The sequence below is a fragment of the Variovorax sp. Root473 genome (assembly GCF_001426505.1).
GTDB lineage: Bacteria > Pseudomonadota > Gammaproteobacteria > Burkholderiales > Burkholderiaceae_C > Variovorax.
In genome coordinates, this window is record NZ_LMEV01000002.1 from 57,332 (window position 1) to 75,272 (window position 17,941).

Annotated in this window: 16 protein-coding genes; 10 read left to right on the forward strand and 6 right to left on the reverse strand. The window is 66.9% G+C overall.

What is annotated here, in order from left to right; translation table 11 throughout:
* Window positions 1-4: 4 nt before the first annotated feature.
* From ASD34_RS03020 to ASD34_RS03030, 3 genes are read right to left on the reverse strand one after another with little or no spacing between them, the layout of a single operon-like run.
* Window positions 5-730, reverse strand: a complete 726-nt coding sequence (locus ASD34_RS03020) for an amino acid ABC transporter permease (protein WP_056572586.1) — start codon at window positions 728-730, stop codon at window positions 5-7.
* A 48-nt stretch (window positions 731-778) separates the two neighbouring features.
* Window positions 779-1,609 carry an ABC transporter substrate-binding protein gene (locus ASD34_RS03025; protein WP_056572588.1) on the reverse strand — a complete coding sequence of 277 codons (831 nt, stop codon included), beginning with the start codon at window positions 1,607-1,609 and terminating at the stop codon, window positions 779-781.
* A 50-nt stretch (window positions 1,610-1,659) separates the two neighbouring features.
* Window positions 1,660-2,556 carry a dihydrodipicolinate synthase family protein gene (locus ASD34_RS03030; RefSeq protein WP_056572590.1) on the reverse strand — a complete coding sequence of 299 codons (897 nt, stop codon included), beginning with the start codon at window positions 2,554-2,556 and terminating at the stop codon, window positions 1,660-1,662.
* Window positions 2,557-2,659: 103 nt separating this feature from the next.
* Between ASD34_RS03030 and ASD34_RS03035 the strand changes: the two genes are divergently transcribed.
* The 4 genes from ASD34_RS03035 (at window position 2,660) to ASD34_RS27720 (ending at window position 7,965) form a co-directional block, all read left to right on the forward strand.
* A complete protein-coding gene (locus ASD34_RS03035) occupies window positions 2,660-5,614 on the forward strand; it encodes an FAD-dependent oxidoreductase (RefSeq protein ID WP_056572592.1) in 2,955 nt (984 codons plus the stop codon).
* Between the two features lie 9 nt (window positions 5,615-5,623).
* Window positions 5,624-6,886, forward strand: coding sequence for a M20/M25/M40 family metallo-hydrolase (locus tag ASD34_RS03040; RefSeq protein WP_056572594.1), 1,263 nt, complete (start codon window positions 5,624-5,626; stop codon window positions 6,884-6,886).
* A complete protein-coding gene (locus tag ASD34_RS03045; protein ID WP_056572596.1) occupies window positions 6,883-7,617 on the forward strand; it encodes an amino acid ABC transporter ATP-binding protein in 735 nt (244 codons plus the stop codon). Before ASD34_RS03040 ends, ASD34_RS03045 begins: the two co-directional genes overlap by 4 nt.
* Before the next feature lie 117 nt (window positions 7,618-7,734).
* Window positions 7,735-7,965 (forward strand): hypothetical protein, encoded by a 231-nt coding sequence (locus ASD34_RS27720; RefSeq protein WP_162248680.1) that lies wholly within the window; start codon window positions 7,735-7,737, stop codon window positions 7,963-7,965.
* A 346-nt stretch (window positions 7,966-8,311) separates the two neighbouring features.
* Here the strand turns inward: ASD34_RS27720 and ASD34_RS03050 are convergent, their stop codons facing one another.
* The 3 genes from ASD34_RS03050 to ASD34_RS03060 are packed head-to-tail and all read right to left on the reverse strand — an operon-like array spanning window position 8,312 to window position 11,431.
* The gene (locus ASD34_RS03050) at window positions 8,312-9,706 is read right to left on the reverse strand and encodes an FAD-dependent oxidoreductase (RefSeq protein WP_056573212.1); all 1,395 of its coding nucleotides are present in this window, start codon (window positions 9,704-9,706) and stop codon (window positions 8,312-8,314) included.
* Between the two features lie 5 nt (window positions 9,707-9,711).
* Window positions 9,712-10,737: a Bug family tripartite tricarboxylate transporter substrate binding protein gene (locus ASD34_RS03055; protein WP_162248684.1), complete on the reverse strand. Its 1,026-nt coding sequence runs from the start codon at window positions 10,735-10,737 to the stop codon at window positions 9,712-9,714.
* A 25-nt stretch (window positions 10,738-10,762) separates the two neighbouring features.
* On the reverse strand, window positions 10,763-11,431 hold the full coding sequence (locus ASD34_RS03060; protein WP_056572599.1) for a GntR family transcriptional regulator: 669 nt from the start codon (window positions 11,429-11,431) through the stop codon (window positions 10,763-10,765).
* A 477-nt stretch (window positions 11,432-11,908) separates the two neighbouring features.
* On the opposite strand from ASD34_RS03060, the gene hisD reads away from it, so the two are divergent.
* From hisD to ASD34_RS03090, 6 genes are read left to right on the forward strand one after another with little or no spacing between them, the layout of a single operon-like run.
* Window positions 11,909-13,228: a histidinol dehydrogenase gene (hisD, locus tag ASD34_RS03065; RefSeq protein WP_056572601.1), complete on the forward strand. Its 1,320-nt coding sequence runs from the start codon at window positions 11,909-11,911 to the stop codon at window positions 13,226-13,228.
* Window positions 13,228-13,995 (forward strand): SDR family NAD(P)-dependent oxidoreductase, encoded by a 768-nt coding sequence (locus tag ASD34_RS03070; RefSeq protein ID WP_056572603.1) that lies wholly within the window; start codon window positions 13,228-13,230, stop codon window positions 13,993-13,995. The genes hisD and ASD34_RS03070 overlap by 1 nt, the downstream gene beginning before the upstream one ends.
* Window positions 13,992-15,059, forward strand: a complete 1,068-nt coding sequence (locus tag ASD34_RS03075) for a LacI family DNA-binding transcriptional regulator (RefSeq protein WP_056572605.1) — start codon at window positions 13,992-13,994, stop codon at window positions 15,057-15,059. The genes ASD34_RS03070 and ASD34_RS03075 overlap by 4 nt, the downstream gene beginning before the upstream one ends.
* A 35-nt stretch (window positions 15,060-15,094) precedes the next feature.
* Window positions 15,095-16,099, forward strand: coding sequence for a Bug family tripartite tricarboxylate transporter substrate binding protein (locus tag ASD34_RS03080; protein ID WP_082548481.1), 1,005 nt, complete (start codon window positions 15,095-15,097; stop codon window positions 16,097-16,099).
* Between the two features lie 11 nt (window positions 16,100-16,110).
* Entirely contained in the window at window positions 16,111-17,124 is a 1,014-nt protein-coding gene (locus ASD34_RS03085; RefSeq protein ID WP_056572608.1) for a Bug family tripartite tricarboxylate transporter substrate binding protein, read from the forward strand.
* A complete protein-coding gene (locus ASD34_RS03090) occupies window positions 17,121-17,927 on the forward strand; it encodes an HpcH/HpaI aldolase family protein (RefSeq protein ID WP_056572610.1) in 807 nt (268 codons plus the stop codon). The genes ASD34_RS03085 and ASD34_RS03090 overlap by 4 nt, the downstream gene beginning before the upstream one ends.
* The last annotated feature ends 14 nt before the right edge of the window (window positions 17,928-17,941 follow it).

The following is a 17,941-nucleotide window of genomic DNA, read 5'->3' on the forward strand; positions in this document are numbered from 1 at the left end:
TGGGCTAGCGTTGCTCGAGCACGGCGTCGGTCGTGGCCGTGGCCGCGGGCTCGCTCGCGTTGCCGTAGGCGCGGCCGTAGTGGCGCTCGATGCGCCGCTGAATGAAGTCCCACACGGTGGTCATGAGCAGGTAGTAGATGGCGGCCACGATGAACAGCTCCAGCACCATGAACTTCTCCTGGATCAGCACCTGGGTGCGGCGCAGCAGCTCCTCCATCGAGATCACCGAGGTGATGGAGGTGGTCTTGAGCAGGCCGTTGATGCTGTTGCCCAGCGTCGGGATGATCAGCCGCATGGCCTGGGGCATCACGATGTAGCGCATGCTCTGGGCGCTGCTGAAGCCCACGGCGCGCGCCGCGTTCGTCTGGCCGGCCGACACCGACTGGATGCCGCCGCGCACCACCTCGGCAAGGTAGGCCGCCTCGTTGAGGATCAGCCCCAGCAGCGCCGACTCCACCACCGACAGCTTCACACCCAGCTGGGGCAGCCCGGTGTAGATGATGATCAGCTGCACCAGCAGCGGCGTGCCGCGGAACACCCAGATGTAGAAGTGCGCCGGCGCGGCCAGCCAGCGGTGGCGCGACAGCCGGGCCAGGGCCAGCGCGCAACCGACCACCAATCCGCCCGCGATGGCCGCCAGCGTCAGCCACAAGGTGGTGAGCGCGCCGTTCAGGATGTACGGGTTGAACAGATAGTCGAAGAAGCCCGACCAGTTCCAGCCTTGTCCCATGGAAGTTCCTTAGTTGACGAAGTCAGTGACGAGGAAGGCGCCGCGCGCTCAGCTCGCCGGTCCCTTGACGACCACCGCGCCGTCGGTCGCCTTCACGCCGTACTGGTCCAGCAGCTTGGCGAAGGAGCCGTCGGCCTTCATGTCGTTGAGCACCTTGGCCACCGCGATCGACAGTTCCTTGTTCTTGGCGGCCAGCGCCACGGGCGTGGGGAACAGCCCGTGCAGCACACGGTCGAAGTCGCCGCGCTTCTGGTATTCGGCCCCGGTGGAGTCGATCGACAGCGCCACCTCGACCTGCCCGGCGCGCAGCGACTGGAAGGCCATCGCGAAGTTCTCGAAGGTGCGGATGGTCATGCCCTTGAGGCCCTTGTCGGTCAGCTGCTTGTCGAGTTCGCGTGCCTTGCGCTCCTCGAAACCGCCGATCTCCACGCCGATGCTCTTGCCCGACAGGTCCTCGGGCTTGCTGATCTTCAGCGGGTTGCCCTTGGCCGTGCTGATGCTGATGGCCTGGTCTTCGTAGGGCAGCATCTGCATGAGCTTGGCGCGCTCGTCGGTGTAGAAGATGCCGGAGTTGATGACGTCCCAGCGGCCGACCTGCAGGCCCGGGATCATGGCCGAGAACTCGATGCGCACGTACTCGGGCGTGAGGCACAGGCGCTTGGCGATGGCCTCGCCCAGCTCGACCCGCATGCCCTTGAGCGCACCGGTCTGGTCGACGTACTGCATCGGCGGCAGGGTCGGGTTGACCGACATGATCAGCGTGCCTTTCTTCACCAGGGCCGCGTCGGGCACGGGCGACTTGCAGGCCTGGGCGTTTGCGGCCCCCATTCCGAGAATGAACAGAGCAGCGACCGAAGCGACAGCGGGGAGCAGTTTCATGGTGATTTCCTGGTGGAGGTGGAACGAGGCGAAGGGAAGAAGAACAGCGCTCAGCGCGCGATGGAGTCGAGCAGCCCGAGCCGGTCGAGCGCACGGCGCAGGTCGAGCGCATCGGCTTCGGGCAGCGGCAGGCGCGGGGCGCGCGGCTTGCCCACGGGCAGGCCCATCATCGAGAGGCCGTCCTTGGAGGCGGCCACGTAGCGATGGCCGCCGACCCAGCGCACGAGGGGCAGCATCTGCTTGTACAGGGCCAGCGCCGCGGGCATGTCGCGCTCGTCGGCCACCAGCTCGAACAGGCGCGCCGACATCTTCGGGATCAGGTTGGAACACACCGCGACCCAGCCCTGGGCGCCCAGCCAGAACGATTCGTAGCCCAGGATGCCCGCGAACACCGTCATGCGGTCGCCGCACAGCTCGATGATGTCGCGCACCCGCGTGACCTCGAGCGTGGACTCCTTGATGTACTTGCAGTTGTCGATGCGCGACAGGCGCGCCACCAGTTCGGGCTTGAGGTCCACATTGGCCGTGGCCGGGTTGTTGTAGACCATGATCGGCACGTTGATCGCCTCGCCCACCTTGCGGTAGTGCTCGAACAGTTCGTCGTCGGTGGGCGAGCTGTAGAACGGCGGAATGATCATCACGCCGTCGGCGCCCATGCGCTCGGCCTCGCGGCTCAGCCGCACGCACTCGTCGGTCCACTCGGCGCCGGTGCCGATCAGAACAGGCACGCGTTTTGCAGTTGTCTGCACGCAAGTCTCGATCACCAGTTGGCGCTCCTCGGGCGTCAGCGACAGGAACTCCCCGGTGCTGCCCAGCGGGATCAGCCCGTGGATGCCCTCTTCGATCTGCCAATTGACCAGCTTCTTGAGCGCGGGCACGTCCACGTGCTTTCCGTCGGCGGTCATGGGAGTGATCAGCACCGTGTAGGTGCCTCGGAACGCGGTCATGGGTCGGTCCTTGGTAAAAAATCGGATGACGAAATGATTGTGTGCGATTAGTATACGTATACATTGCGTATATCCAAGCAGTTTTTTGCTTCGCACCTTGTCCATGAGCGCCAGACTCACCCACTGCTCCATTGCTGCCGCCGGCCGGCCGATCCGCTTCTGGTACGACGGCCAGCCCGTCGACGGCCTGGAGGGAGAGACCGTGGCGGCGGCCCTCGCGGCCAGTCACATCCGCCAGATGCGGCACACGCGGGACGGCCAGCGCCGCGGTCTTTATTGCGGCATGGGCGCGTGCTTCGATTGCCTGGTGACGGTCGACGGGGTGGCCAGCCAGCGCGCCTGCCTGACCAAGGTGGCCGAGGGCCAGCAGATCCGCTCGGCCATGCCGGCCGCCACGCCGGCCGATCCGCTGCGGCCCCTGACGCCGCCGGCCGACGCGGCACCGGCCACGCGGGACGTCGATGTGCTGGTGGTGGGCGCCGGACCGGCCGGGCTGTCGGCGGCCCTGGCCGCGCGGCAGGCCGGCGCCAGCGTGCTGGTGCTCGACGAACGGCTACAGGCCGGCGGCCAGTTCTACAAACCGCTGGCGCCGTCGCACCACACACCGCGCCCGGCCGATCGCCAGTTCGCCGAAGGCCTGGCGCTGGAGCGCGACGTGCACGCGGCCGGCGTCACGATTGCGCAGGGCGCGCAGGTCTGGGCCGCCTTCTCGGCCCATGAAGTCAGCGCGTTGATCGACGCACGGGCCACCCACATCCGTTGCCGGCAACTCGTGATCGCACCAGGCGCCTACGAGCGGCCCGTTCCCATTGCGGGCTGGACGCTGCCCGGCGTGATGACCACCGGCGCGGCTCAAACGCTGGCGCGGGCCTACCGCGTGGCGCCGGGCCGGCGCGTGGTGATCGCCGGCAACGGTCCGCTCAACCTGCAACTGGCCGCGGAACTGCTGGCCGGCGGCGCGCACGTGGTCGCGGTGCTGGAATCGGCCGCGCGCCCGTCGGCGCGCGACTGGCGCGACCTGCTGACCGCCGCCCGCACCGCGCCCGACCTGGTGCGCCAAGGCTGGAGTTACCTGCGCCAGCTGCGCGCGCACAAGGTGCCGGTGCTGTGGCGCCACGCGGTGGTGGCGGCCGAAGGCGACGCCCAACTGCAGGCCGTGCAAGCCGTGCCACTGGACGCGCAGGGCCAGCCGGCGGCACCTGTACGGCGCTTCGAGGCCGACACGCTGTGCCTGGGCTATGGCTTCATCCCCTCGACCGAACTGGCCCGCATGCTGGGCTGCGAACATCGCGTGGTCGACCGGCACCTGGGCTATCTGGCGACCGTGACCGCCGAAGACGGCGCCACCAGCCTGGACGGTGTCTTCGTCGTGGGCGACGGGGCCGACATGGGCGGCTCGCGCGTCGCGCTGGCGCGCGGCACGCTGGCCGGGCGGTCCGCGGCACGCAAGCTCGGATTGCTCAAAACGCCGGCGCCCTCCTCCGACCGGACAGCGGATCAATTGCAGCGGGCCGAGTGCTTCCAGCAGGCGCTCTGGTCGCTGTACGAGGCACCGCCCGTGGCGCTGGCGGCCGTCGGCGACGACACGCTGCTGTGCCGCTGCGAGGAAATCAGCTTCGGCAGCGTGCGCGAACAGATCCGTGCGGGCCGCGACACGCTCGCTGCGCTCAAGCGCAACACGCGTCTGGGCATGGGCCGCTGCCAGGGCCGCTATTGCGCCGTCACGGCCGCCAAGCTCGTGAGCGAAATGACGGGGCGACCCCTGGAGGTCGAGCAGTACTTTGCGCCGCGCCCCCCGGCCAAGCCCGTGCCGGCCGGCGCGCTGGGCTTCGAAAAGCCCGAATGGGGCGGCCACAAGCCGGCCATCACGCCCAACCTTGCGCGCCCGGTCGAGCACGCCCCCTTCGACGCTCCCGTGCGCACCGACGTGCTGGTCATCGGCGCCGGCGTGCTGGGCTCCTGCCTGGGCCACTATCTGTCGAAAGCCGGCCAGGACGTGACGGTGGTCGACCGCGACGACATCAATCTCCAGGCCTCGGGGGCCAATGCGGGCAGTCTGCACGTGCAGCTGCTGTCCTTCGACTTCGGGGCCAAGGCGCAGGAAGGCGGCGGCCCGGCCGCGGCCACGCTGCCGCTGGGTCCCCTGTCGGTGCGGCTGTGGCAGCAGATCGAGGCCGACAGCGGTGAAGACCTGGAGATCAAGATCACCGGTGGCCTGATGGTCGCCGACACCGAGGCCGGCATGCGCTTCATCGAGGCCAAGGCGGCGCTGGAGCGCAGCCATGGCATCGACGCGCAGGTGATCGACGCCGCCGCGCTGCGCCGCCTGTCCCCGGCCCTGTCGCCCCAGCTGCTGGGGGCCGAACTGTGCCCCACGGAAGGCAAGATCAATCCGCTGCGCGCGACCTATGCCGTGGCCTCGCTCGCGCGCCAGCAGGGCGCGCGCTTCCTGCGGGGCTGCGACGTGCAACGCATCGATCGCCAGGTGGGCGACGGCGCCGGCTTCGTGGTCCATACCTCGCGCGGCATCATCCACGCCGGCCGGGTGGTGAACGCCAGCGGCGCATGGTCCAGCAAGGTGGGCGACATGCTCGGCGTGCGCATTCCCGTCAAGGGCGCACCGCTGCAGATGATCGTGACCGAGCCCGCCCCGGCGCTGGTCAATCACCTGGTGGCGCATGCCGACCGGCACCTGAGCCTGAAGCAGGCGGCCACGGGAGGTCTGATCATCGGCGGCGGCTGGACCGCCGCGTTCCATGAGGGCATGCGGCTGAACCGCGCCGAACGCGACAGCATCGAGGGCGGGTTGTGGGTGGCGCGACAGGTCCTGCCGGCCGTGAGCGGTCTGCACATGGTGCGCTGCTGGGCCGGCATGAACGTCAACATCGACGGCGCCCCCATCCTGGGGGACGTGCCCGGCGTGCCGGGCTTCTACAACGCCGTCACCTCCAACGGCTACACCCTGGCGCCCATCGCCGCGCGCCTGGTCACCGACCTGATCGTGCACGGGCGCACGGACATCGACATCACGCCTTTTCGGATCGACCGTTTTCTCTGATGGAGCACCATGACTGATCAAGCCCGAGCGCGCGACGTGCTGCGCGAATTCATCGACACCCACTTCGACAGCCAGGTCCAGACCCTGACGCAGCTGGTGCAATGTCCGTCCGACAACCCGCCTGGCGACTGCGCGCCGCATGCCGAAGTGGCGGCGCGCCTGCTCGAAGGCATGGACCTGGTGGTCGAGCGCCACGCGGTACCCACTGACTTCGCGCAGCAGCACGGCATGCGCAGCGTGACCAACCTGATCGTGCGCGAGCGCTTCGGCGACGGCCCGGTGATCGCCCTCAATGCGCATGGCGACGTCGTGCCGCCGGGCGCCGGCTGGACGGGCTCACCCTACAGCGGCGAGGTGCGCGATGGCTGGTTGTACGGCCGCGGCGCGGCGGTCTCCAAGTCGGACTTCACCACCTACGCCTTCGCGCTGCGCGCGCTCAAACAGCTGCGCGCAAGCGGCACCCCGCTGGCCGGCACCGTCGAGCTGCACCTGACCTACGACGAAGAGACCGGCGGCATGACGGGGCCCGGCTGGATTCTTTCGCAGGGGCTCAGTCGCCCCGACTACGTGATCTCCGCGGCCTTCTCGCACCATGTCGTCGTGGCGCACAACGGTTGCCTGCACCTGGAGGTGACACTGCGCGGCAAGTCGGCGCACGCCGCGCGGCCCGACACGGGCGCCGACGCCATCGAGGCGGCCGCCGCCCTGCTGCCCGCGCTCTACCGCTATCGCGACCAGCTCGTGGCCAGACCGTCGAAGACACCCGGCATCACGCATCCGACGATGGTGGTCGGCCTGATCGAGGGCGGCATCAACACCAACGTGGTGGCCGACACGCTGAGCTTGCGCATCGACCGTCGCATCGTGCCGGAGGAGTCGCCCGAAGCGGTCGAGGCCGAACTGCGGCAGGTCATCGAGGATGCCTGCGCCACGTTGGCGGGCATCTCGGTCCAGATCCGGCAGATCCTGCTGGCCCGCCCCTTCGCACCCGCACCCGGTGCGGCGGAATTTGCCGCGCTGATGTGCCGCGAGGCGACGCAGGTCATGGGCAAGCCCGTGACACCGATCGGCGTGCCGCTGTACACCGACGCGCGCCTGTACAGCGAAGCGGGCATTCCGACCGTGATGTACGGCGCCGGCCCCGAATCGCTGCTCGAAGCCAACGGTCACCGCGCCGACGAGCGCGTTCCCCTGGAGGCGTTGCGCAAGGCGACCCTCGTGGTCGCTCACACGCTCTTGCATCTCATGACCCTGCCGAAGGAAACCCGATGATCGAAATCAATCAAGTGAGCAAGTGGTACGGCGCCTTTCAGGTGCTGACCGATTGCACAACGAGCATCCGCAAGGGCGAAGTCGTTGTGGTCTGCGGGCCGTCGGGCTCGGGCAAGTCCACATTGATCAAGTGCGTCAACGCGCTGGAGCCTTTCCAGAAGGGTGACATCACGGTCGACGGAACGTCGGTGGGCGACCCGAAGATCGATCTGAACCGGCTGCGCTCTCGCGTGGGCATGGTGTTCCAGCACTTCGAGCTGTTTCCTCACCTGTCGATCGAGCAGAACCTGTCGATCGCGCAGATCAAGGTGCTCAAGCGTTCGCTCAGCGAGGCGCGCGCGCGCTCCATGGCGCTGCTCGAGCGCGTGGGCATGAAGGCCCATTCGCACAAGTTCCCGTCTCAGCTGTCGGGCGGCCAGCAACAGCGCGTGGCCATTGCGCGCGCGCTGGCGATGGACCCGATCGCCATGCTGTTCGACGAGCCTACCTCCGCGCTCGACCCCGAGATGGTCAACGAGGTGCTCGACGTGATGGTTCAGCTGGCCTGCGAAGGAATGACCATGATGTGCGTGACGCACGAGATGGGCTTCGCGCGCAAGGTGGCCAACCGCGTGATCTTCATGGACCGCGGCAGCATCGTCGAAGACTGCCCGAAGGAGGAGTTCTTCGGCAACCCGGCCGCGCGCTCCGACCGCGCGCAGCAGTTCCTCTCGAAGATCCTCCAGCACTGACTCGTCGGAACGAAGCCTCCCCACAAAAAAGGCGGCATCCGAAAGTCGTGCTCACTACTCCAGGCAAAGACAAAGATGACGTCCAATATTCCTTAGGGCATGTTGTAACGAGTTTGCGTGCACGCGGTCGTGATGGCACGATCGCGCCGACCAGCAGCGCAGGCTGGTCCTTTCCCTGAGGTTGCGCCGCTTCAGCGCGCCTTCAGGGTCCACCAGGATGTCGGCGATGTTCTGCACGTCGCGCACCCCATGGGCGCCGCGCCGCACGCGGTGAAGAAGCGCTTCGATCCGATGGGCGTGCTCAACCCGGGCAAGCTACGGGACTGGCCGGTGAAATCCACCGCCTGAACACCCACAGTCTGCCCGGGGGTGCGTGACGGCACGCGTTCGGAGATGAACTTCGCTGGCAGCGCAACTTCCGGGCCGATTGGCCAGACACGAGGCGAATGACGGCTGTCTTGGTGCCCAAACGCCTGGTCGCCGGCGAGCTGTCGACGGCATAAAAACTTCATCGAACGCCCAGGTACCTGCCCTTCCCAAGGACTACATTCCCCTCGGCAGCCCTGCGCGCGCAACGCCACGTGAAGACCTCAGTTGAGCTACCAAAGATCGCTCGCCCCGGGGCGAGTGCCTCTTCTGCGGTCAGGGTAAGCGCAAAGCTGCTCTTGTGACTCGGAAAATTATGGCGTGCGCCTTACATCGTCCCCTTGACCTCTTTCCCGTGCAGGGGCATGCCGAGCGCGCGGAGCTTTTCTTGTACCTTGGCGACATTGACGCGGCGCACGTTCACGCCTTGGTCGATGGCCACCGACGCCGCCACGCCTGCCGCCTGCCCGGTGGCCATGCATGCAGGCATATTGCGCGAGCGCGCATGAGCATCATGGTCCGCAGATATGCAGCGGCCTGCCACCAGCATCTGCTCCACCCCATTGGGCAACAGCGCGCGGTAGGGGATCTCGTAGGGACGCAGTCCCTGGAAGTCGACGTCGGCGCCCTTTGGATCGTGGATGTCGAGGGCCGATGCGTCGGCCGCGATGCTGTCGTCGAAGTGCGTTCCTTCGATCGAGTCCTTGCCGCTGAGCATGTACTCGCCGATGACGTGACGTGTCTCGCGAACACCCAGCACCGGTGCGATCGCCTCGATACGCGCCTCTTCGAAACCGGGGATAGTCTCCCGCAGGTAGCGAGCCACGCCCTCGATCTGGCGGTAGCACTCGAGTACGGCGTTGGTGAACTGCACCGGATCGAAAACGTTCACGCCGGTCACGCGCGTGCCGTTCACGTACATACGACCGTCGGCAGTCTTTAGCGTGATGTTATCCCTTTGCAGCTGGATGCCGGTCTTCTCCTGCCACTGGCGCAGCGACTTGTTGAAACCAGTGAGCCACAAGCCGTAGTCGAGGCCTTCCACAGTTTTGGGAATGGCGCGAGCCGGCACGTCATCGGTGGTCGCAGCCCAGTCCGCCAAGCGCACCAGGTCGACGCGGTCCATGGTGAAGTACATCGACACCGGTTGCATCGCTTCCGACTCGCCGCCAGCGCCCATCGTGAAAGGCGCCCCAGCTCGCACCGCCATGTCAGCGTCTGCCGAGCAGTCGATCACCACTTTGGCAGCGATGAACTGACGACCCGCCTTGCTCTCGACGATCACGCCCTTTACGGTGTCGCCCTCCATGACCGGGCTCGACACCACGGTCTCGAAGAGGATCTGCACGCCGGCCTCAGCGCACAGCCGGGTCAGCAGCATCTTCATCATTTCGGGGTCGCAGGGCGAGGCGATCTTCACGCCACCGGTCTTCACCACGGCCATGTAGTCGTCCCCCGCACCGCCTACCGAGCGCGCCAGGTTCCATATTTCCAGCGGCAGCCCGCCGACCAGCGCACCCGAAGGCTTGGTGTTCAGGCCCAGCGTGAGATTGCCTCCGAGCGAGCCGAAGCGCTCGATCATGACGACGCGTTTGCCTAGCCGCGCAGCCGAGATGGCGGCGAATGGCCCGGTCGTTCCACCGCCGACGACGATCACGTCGGTCTCCATCAGCAACGGGGTCTGGCGCGCGGGTTCGGTGATGTATGTTGCGTGATTGCTCATGATGTTCATTCCAGTTCGATGTTGGCTCGCTTCACGACGGGCCCCCACTTGTTGATCTCCTCGGCCATGAAGCGGCCGAATTCCTCGGGCTTGTCCGCCACCACCGTGGCACCCATGCCGGATAGCCGTTCCTTGATGTCGGGTGACTTCAGGATGGCGACCAGTTCCTTGTTAAGCCGATCGACGATCGGCTGCGGCGTGCCGGCCGGCGCGAGAAGGCCAAACCACGCGGTGGCTTCGAAGTTGGGGTAGCCTGCCTCCGCCATCGTGGGCACGTCGGGCAGCGCGGATGCGCGCGTCTTGGTGGTTACGGCCAGCGCGTGGAGCTTGTCGTTCTTGATGTGCGGGCCGACGGGCACGATGTTGTCGAACATGATGTCGACCGAACCGCCCATCAGGTCGACGTGTGCCGGCGGGCTGCCCTTGTACGGAACATGCAGCATGTCGATGCTTGCGAGCGACTTGAAGAGCTCGCCCGACAACTGATGCGAAGTGCCGGGCCCCGACGACGCGAAAGTGATTTTTCCCGGTTCCTTCTTCGCCAACGCCACGAGACCCGCAACATCCTTCACCGGCAGGCTGGTACGCGTGACGAGTACGAGCGGCGTAATGGTCATCAGCGTGATCGGAACGAAATCTTTCGCCGGATCGAAGGGCAGCTTGCGATAGACATGCTTGCTGATGGGCAGCGCCGCGGAAGCGACGGTCAGCGTGTAGCCGTCGGGCGCCGACTTGGCGCCGATGTCCGTGCCGATGTTGCCACCCGCGCCGGGCCGGTTGTCGATCACCACGGGTTGGCCCAGCGCCTTGCCCAGCCGTTCGCCTATCAGACGCGTGATGGTGTCGGAGGCCTGACCGCCCGGATAAGGAACAATGATCTTGATGGGCTTGCTGGGGTAGCCGTCGGCGTGTGCGCCGACGCACCATGCCAATGCGGTGGCCACAGCGAAAACAATTCGCTTCATGTGTTTGTCTCCTGCATTTTTTGCCACCACTGCGGCGGCTTTCTTCGAAATGGCGGCGGTCCTCAAGGAACGCTGCCGCGGGAAGGGCGACTCAGGCCGCCTTCTGGTTGACAAACGCGTCGGGCACGTGCGCCCGCAGCGTGGTTTCGTACGACCTTCTGACGTGCTCTGCGGCCAGAGCCTGTGCACGTACCTCATCGCGCGCCTTGACGGCCTCGAAGATCGCTCGGTGATCCCGCACTGCGGCCTGCCGACGCACCGGGTCGGCCTTGGCCACTGTGCGGCGCGAGATCACGATCTGCGCGTTGAGCGAATCGAGCATCGTCTGCAACCGCGAATTGTTCGCTGCCTTGATCAGCACGCTGTGGAAGTCGTGGCCAAGCTGCACCCACTTCGCGTCATCCTTCTCGCGCTCGTAGCGATTGCACAAGCGCTCGAGCTCGGCGATTTCAGCGGGGGTCGCGCGCAATGCTGCGTACCGGGTCGCACTGGCCTCCAGCACTTCGCGCAGTTCGAAGAACTCGCGCAGATCGTCCAGCGAGCGGCGCGGCACGGCGTAGCCGCGTGACGGCAATTCTTCGAGGTAGCCATCTCGCGTCAATAGCTTCATCGCCTCCCGGATCGGCGTGCGGCTCATGCCCAGGCGCTCTGCCAGATGGATCTCGTACAGCGCCTCCCCCTGCTGCAATAGCCCCTGCACAATTTCCTCGCGTAGTTGACTGTAGGCGCGGGGGGTCAGCCCGGATGTCTTGATGGCCATTTTATGGATTCACTGTGTATACACAACGTCCACAGTGTGGGGCCAGCCATCGCACATGTCAATGCGGCCCATGGTTTGCACGGATGCCTTTACCGTGCTGCCGTCGGCCCCGTGTGACCCCTTGACGAAACATCGGCGACCTGACGTCTGTCCCGAATTCCGGGCGTTTCAAACCTAGCGTCAGGGTTGTGCTTCTCCTTGGCGCTCGTGACGAAGAAGATGTCGATGCGTGAGCAGTTCAATGATGAGCTTCCACGTTGCGTAAGTGTTGCGATGCGGCGAGCGGGCCCGTATAGCGAGCCATTTGCCATCAGGCCCTCGTATTGCCAAGCGCAGCAGACAAACCCCACCATCCTCTGTCGCTTCTCGAAGCGGCCCTTGGCGCAGCTTTTTAGCCTAGGGTTTTCCCTGTTTGCATACGCATGCAAGCTTTCGACATTGCATACGAATGCAACGCCAACCCACTGGAACCACCCGATGATCAAATACCTCAAACGCGGCAAGGACGTCCAAGTCCGTGCCGATGACGATGCCAAGGTGCGCGCCACCGTCGAAGGCATCATCAAGGACGTCGAAGCACGCGGCGACGCTGCCGTGCGCGACTACAGCAAGCAATTCGACAACTGGGACCCGGCCGACTTCCGGCTGTCCGCCGATGCCGTCGAGAAGGCGCGCAAGAGCCTGTCCGCACGCGAGATCGAGGACATTGCCTTCGCGCAGAAACAGGTGCGTAACTTCGCACAGATCCAGCGCGACTCGATGAAGGATGTCGAGGCCGAGACCTACCCCGGCGTCGTCCTGGGCCACCGCAACATCCCGATGGATGCCGTGGGCTGCTACATCCCCGGCGGCAAGTACCCGCTGCTGGCCTCGGCTCACATGAGCGTTCTGACGGCCAAGGTGGCCGGTGTGAAGCGCGTAGTGGCCACCGCCCCGCCCTATCAAGGCGCGCCGCACCCGGCCATTGTCACGGCCATGGCCATGGCCGGCGCCGACGAGATCCTGGTGCTGGGCGGCGTTCAGGCCGTGGTGGCCATGGCCGTGGGCACGCAGAGCATTGCGCCGGTCGACATGCTGGTGGGCCCTGGCAACATGTATGTGGCCGAAGCCAAGCGCCAGCTCTACGGCCGCGTGGGCATCGACCTGTTCGCCGGCCCGACCGAGACGTTGGTGATTGCGGACGACTCGGCCGATGCGGAGATGTGCGCGGTCGACCTGCTGGGCCAGGCAGAGCACGGCCCCACGTCGCCCGCCATCTTGCTGACCACGAGCGAGCAGCTCGCACGCGACACCCTGGCCGAGATCGAGCGCCAGCTGAAGGTGCTGCCCACCGCAGCCATCGCCGCCGTGAGCTGGGCCGACTACGGCGAAGTGATCGTCTGCGACACCCAGGAAGAGATGCTCAAGAAGGCCAATGAGCTGGCCTTCGAGCACGTGCAGGTGCTCACGCGCGACCCCGACTACTTCCTTGCGCACATGACCAACTACGGCGCGCTGTTCCTCGGCCCGCGCACCAACGTGAGCTTCGGCGACAAGGTGATCGGCACCAACCACACGCTGCCCACCAACCGCAACGCGCGGTACACCGGTGGCCTGTGGGTCGGCAAGTTCCTGAAGACCTGCACCTACCAGAAGGTGCTCACCGACGAGGCGAGCGCGCTCATGGGCGAGTATTGCTCGCGCCTGTGCCACATGGAGAACTTTGCCGGCCACGGCGAGCAGGCCAACCTGCGTGTGCGCCGCTACGGCACGCGCGCCGACGTGCCGTGGTACCAGCCGGTGCCGGCGCTGTCGTGATGAGCGCGCTGCCCCGCTCGCCGGGCTTTCGTGTCGACGGCCAGCGTGCGCTGGTCACGGGCGCGGGGCGCGGCATCGGCCTGGCCGCGGCGGCCGCGCTGGCGCGCGCCGGCGCCCACGTCACCTTGGCCGCGCGCTCGGAGAACGAGTTGCGCGAAGCCTGCGAGCAGATCCGCGCCGAAGGCGGTGCCTGCGATCACTTGGTGCTCGACGTGACCGATTCGGCGGCCGTGACTGCCGCACTGGGCGCGGCTGCGCCGTTCCAGATCCTCGTGAACAACGCCGGCCTCAACAGGCCCAAGCTGCTGGTCGAGGTGCAGGACGAAGACATCGACGCGGTGTTCGACCTCAACGTGAAGGCCACGCTCTACGTGACGCGCATGGTGGCGCGCGGCCTGCTCGCGGCGCAGTTGCCGGGCTCCATCGTCACCATCTCCTCGCAGATGGGCGTGGTCGGCAGCCCGCGCCGCACGCTCTACTGCGCGAGCAAGCACGCCATCGAAGGCATGACCAAGGCGCTGGCCTGGGAGCTCGGCGCCGCCGGCATCCGCGTCAACACGATCTGCCCGACCTTCATCGAGACCGCGATGACGGCGGGCATGTTCGCCGACCCCGCGTTTCGCGGCTGGGTCACCGAGCGCATCGCGCTGGGCCGCCTGGGCAAGACCGAGGAGATCATGGGTGCGGTGGTGTTCCTGGCCAGCGAAGCCTCGAGCCTCATGACCGGCAGCGCGTTGATGCTGGACGGCGGCTGGAGCGCGGCATGAGATCGAACGCCACCGCGCAGGACGTGGCCAGGCTGGCCAACGTGTCGCAGTCGGCCGTGAGCCGCACCTTCACGCCGGGTGCAAGCGTGTCGGAAGACACGCGCGCCCGCGTGATGATCGCGGCCAAGTCGCTGGGCTACCGGCCCAACGCCATGGCGCGCAGCCTGATCACGCGGCGCAGCCGCATCATCGCGCTGGTCATGGGCTACCTGGAGAACCAGTTCTACCCGCTGGTGATCGAGAAGCTCTCGCAGAAACTGCAGAAGCAGGGCTACCACGTGCTGATGTTCATCAGCGACGGCGACGAGACCGACGGCGTGCTCGACGAGATCCTGCAATACCAGATCGACGGCATCGTCATGGCCTCGGCCATGCTCTCGCCCGATCTCGCGCGCCAGTGCGCCGATTCGGGCGTGCCGGTGGTGCTGTTCAACCGTGTGCCCGACACCAGTGCCTTCGCGCGCCACACCACAAGTTCGGTCACCTCGGACAACCGCGCGGGCGGGCGCATGGTGGCGCAACTGCTGCTCGAGCGCGGCCACAAGTACATCGCGTTCCTCGCGGGGCTGGAGAAGTCGTCGACCAACCTGGAGCGCGAGCGCGGTTTCAACGAGGCGCTGGCCGACGCGGGCGCGTCGGTGTTCCGCCGCGAGGTGGGCCACTACAGCTTCGAACGTGCACGCGACGCCGCACGCGCCATGTTCGCCGGCGTGCCCGCCACGAAGCGCCCCGACGCGGTGTTCGTCGCCAACGACCACATGGCCATCGCCGTGATGGACGTGCTTCGCCAGGAGCTGGGCCTGCGCGTACCCGAGGACGTGAGCGTGGTCGGCTTCGACGATGTGCCGCAGGCGGCCTGGGGCGCCTACCGCCTCACGACCGTGGTGCAGGGCGTGGAGCCGATGGTCGAGGCCACGGTCGAACTGCTGCACGAACAGATGCAGGACGACGCGCAGCCGCGCAACGTGGTCATTCCGTGCCGTGTGGTCGAGCGCGACTCGGTGCGCGCTGCGCCTGTTCCTCGCAATGCGCGGAGCAAGACCAAAGTTTCGAAGCCCGCCTGAGCGGGACGATTTCATTCCTTCCAGGAGACACATCCATGACCATGAGCCCCCGAATCCGACCGAAGATGCTGGCCGCAATGGCCCTTTCCGCACTCGCCACCTTGATCACGGTTTCCGGTGTTGCCCACGCGCAGCCAGCCACTTGGCCCACCAAACCGATCAAGTACGTGGTGCCCTTCTCTCCCGGCGGCGTGTCCGACGGCGTGGCGCGACTGGTGGCGCAGCACCTGGGCGAGCGGCTGGGCCAGCCGGTGATCATCGACAACCGCCCGGGTGTGTCGGGGATCGTCGGCACGCAGGCCGTGGCCCGTGCGCCGGCCGACGGCTACACCGTGATGGGCGGCACCATCACCACGCACGCGGTCAACCCCTTCTTCAACAAGAACCTGGGCTACGACCCGGTGAAGGACTTCGTGCCCGTCAACCTCGTGGGCATGGTGAGCAACGTGCTCGTGGTGCCCGAAGGCAGCCGCTTCAATTCGGCGGCGCAGATCGTCACCGAGCTCAAGGCCAGGCCCGACAGCCTCACCTACGGCACCGCCGGCCCGGGCACCTCGCAGCACCTGTCGGGCCAGCTGTTCGAGAACATCACGCACACGCGCATGCGCCAGATCGCCTACAAGGGCGGCTCGCAGGCCATCGTCGACCTGGTCGGCGGACAGATCGACATGGTGTTCGAGACCGTGGCGGCCGCGCGCCCGATGATCGACGGCAAGCGCGTGAAGGTGCTCGGCGTGACCTCGGCGAAACGCCTGTCCAGTCTGCCGGGCGTGCCCACGCTGGCCGAGGCCGGCGCGCCCAACTTCGAGATGCAGTCGTGGCAAGGCGTGTTCGTGCCCGCCGGCACGCCCAAGCCGGTGGTCGAGCGGCTCGCGCGCGAGATCGCCGCCATCGTCGCCATGCCCGACGTGCAGGACAAGCTGCGCGGCCTCGGCGTGGAGCCCGACGGCCGCACATCAAAGGCCTTCACCGCGTTCCAGCAATCGGAGATCGCGAAGTGGGGCAAGGTCATCAAGGACGCCGGCATCCAGGCCGAATGAGAAAGACCACCATGGCACACACATCCATGAAACACCTGCGCCGCACGGTGCTCCTGGCGGCAGCCGCCCTGGGCGGCGGCATCGGCAACCTCGCCGCCGCACAGACGGGCGCCGGCCCGGGCGGCTACCCCACCACTGGCCGCGTCACCATCGTCGTGCCGTTCGCGCCCGGCGGTGCCACCGACATCGTCGCGCGCCTGATGGCCGAAGAACTCGGCAAGCGCTGGGGCACGGCCGTGGTGGTCGACAACAAGGCCGGCGCGGGCGGCGGCATCGGCACCGAGTTTGTCGCGCGCGCCAAACCCGACGGCTACACACTGCTGCTGGGCACGCAGACCGCTCTGTCGGTCAACCCCACGCTGCTGAAGAAGGTGAGCTACAACGTAGACAAGGACTTCGCTCCCGTGACGCAGCTTGCAAGCACGCCGCTCGTGCTGCTGGCCGGCAACAAGTCGGGCGCGACCGATGTGAAGTCGCTCATTGCGGTCGTCAAGGCGAAGCCCGATGCCGTGTCGTACGGCTCAAGCGGCAACGGCACCTCTCAGCACCTCACAGCCCTGATGTTCCTCAACCGCATCGGCGGCAAGGCGGTGCATGTGCCTTACAAGGGCAGCAGCCAGTCGCTGGTCGATCTGGCAGGCAACCAGATCGACATGCAGTTCGACAACATGACCACAGCGCTGGCCTTTGCCAAGAACAACCAGGCCAAGGCGCTGGCCGTGACGAGCGCCGCGCGCTCGCCGCTGGCGCCCGACCTGCCGACGCTGGCCGAGTCGGGTGTGCCCGGCTTCGAGGCAGCAACCTGGCTCGGGCTGCTCGCGCCGGCCGCGACGCCCGCCCCGGTCGTCACGTGGTTGAACGCCGAAGTCGTCGCGGTGCTGCGCACGCCCTCGGTGGCCGAGCGGCTGGCGGCGCAAGGTTTCACGCCCAAGCCGATGACACCGCAGGCCTTTCGCGAATTCATCCAGGCCGAGACCGTGAAGTTCGCCGAACTCATCAAGACCAATCATGTGAGCATCGAATGAACGTCCCGCACCCACCCCACCATCCGCTGGACACACGACTGCCCGCCCTGCTGCGAAGCGGCCAGCGCCTGCGCGGCCTGTTCAATTCGCTGCCGAGCCCGGCCATCGTCGAGATGTGCGGGTACGCAGGATTCGACTTCATCATCCTCGACAACGAGCACGGAAGCGCCAACCTGGAGACCACCGAGCACATGCTGCGCGCCGCGCGTGCGAGCGGCATCGTGCCGGTGGTGCGGTGCCTGCGCAACGACATCTCGCGCGTGCTCGACATGGGTGCGAGCGGCGTGCAGATTCCCATGGTCGGCAGCGCCGAGGAGGCACGTGACCTGGTGCAGCAGGTGCGCTACCCGCGCATCGGTCGGCGCGGCAGCGCGTTCAGCCCGCGTGCTGCCGGCTATGGCGCCTTCCCCGGCGTGGCCCACACCGAGCGCAGCAACGCCGGCGTGGCGCTGATCATGATGATCGAGACGCCTGAAGCGGTCGAGCAGGCGGCCGAGATCGCCGCGGTGCCCGGTGTGGATGCAGTCTTCGTCGGGCCCAACGACCTGTCGCACGCCATGGGCTTTGACAACAACTGGAAAGCGCCCGAAGTCGAGGCGGCGCTCCAGCGTGCGCTCTGCGCGATCCGGGATGCGGGCAACTGCGGCGGCGTGATCGCGCTCACGCCCGACGACGAAGCGAAGTATGGCCAATGGGGCGCGCGCTATTTCGCGAGCACCACCACCGGTCTCATCACGCAGGCATTCCAGCAGGCCTCGAGCGCGGGCGGGCGGCGCCCTGCGTCAGCGAAGCTGGGCTACTAGCCCCGAGCAGCGGT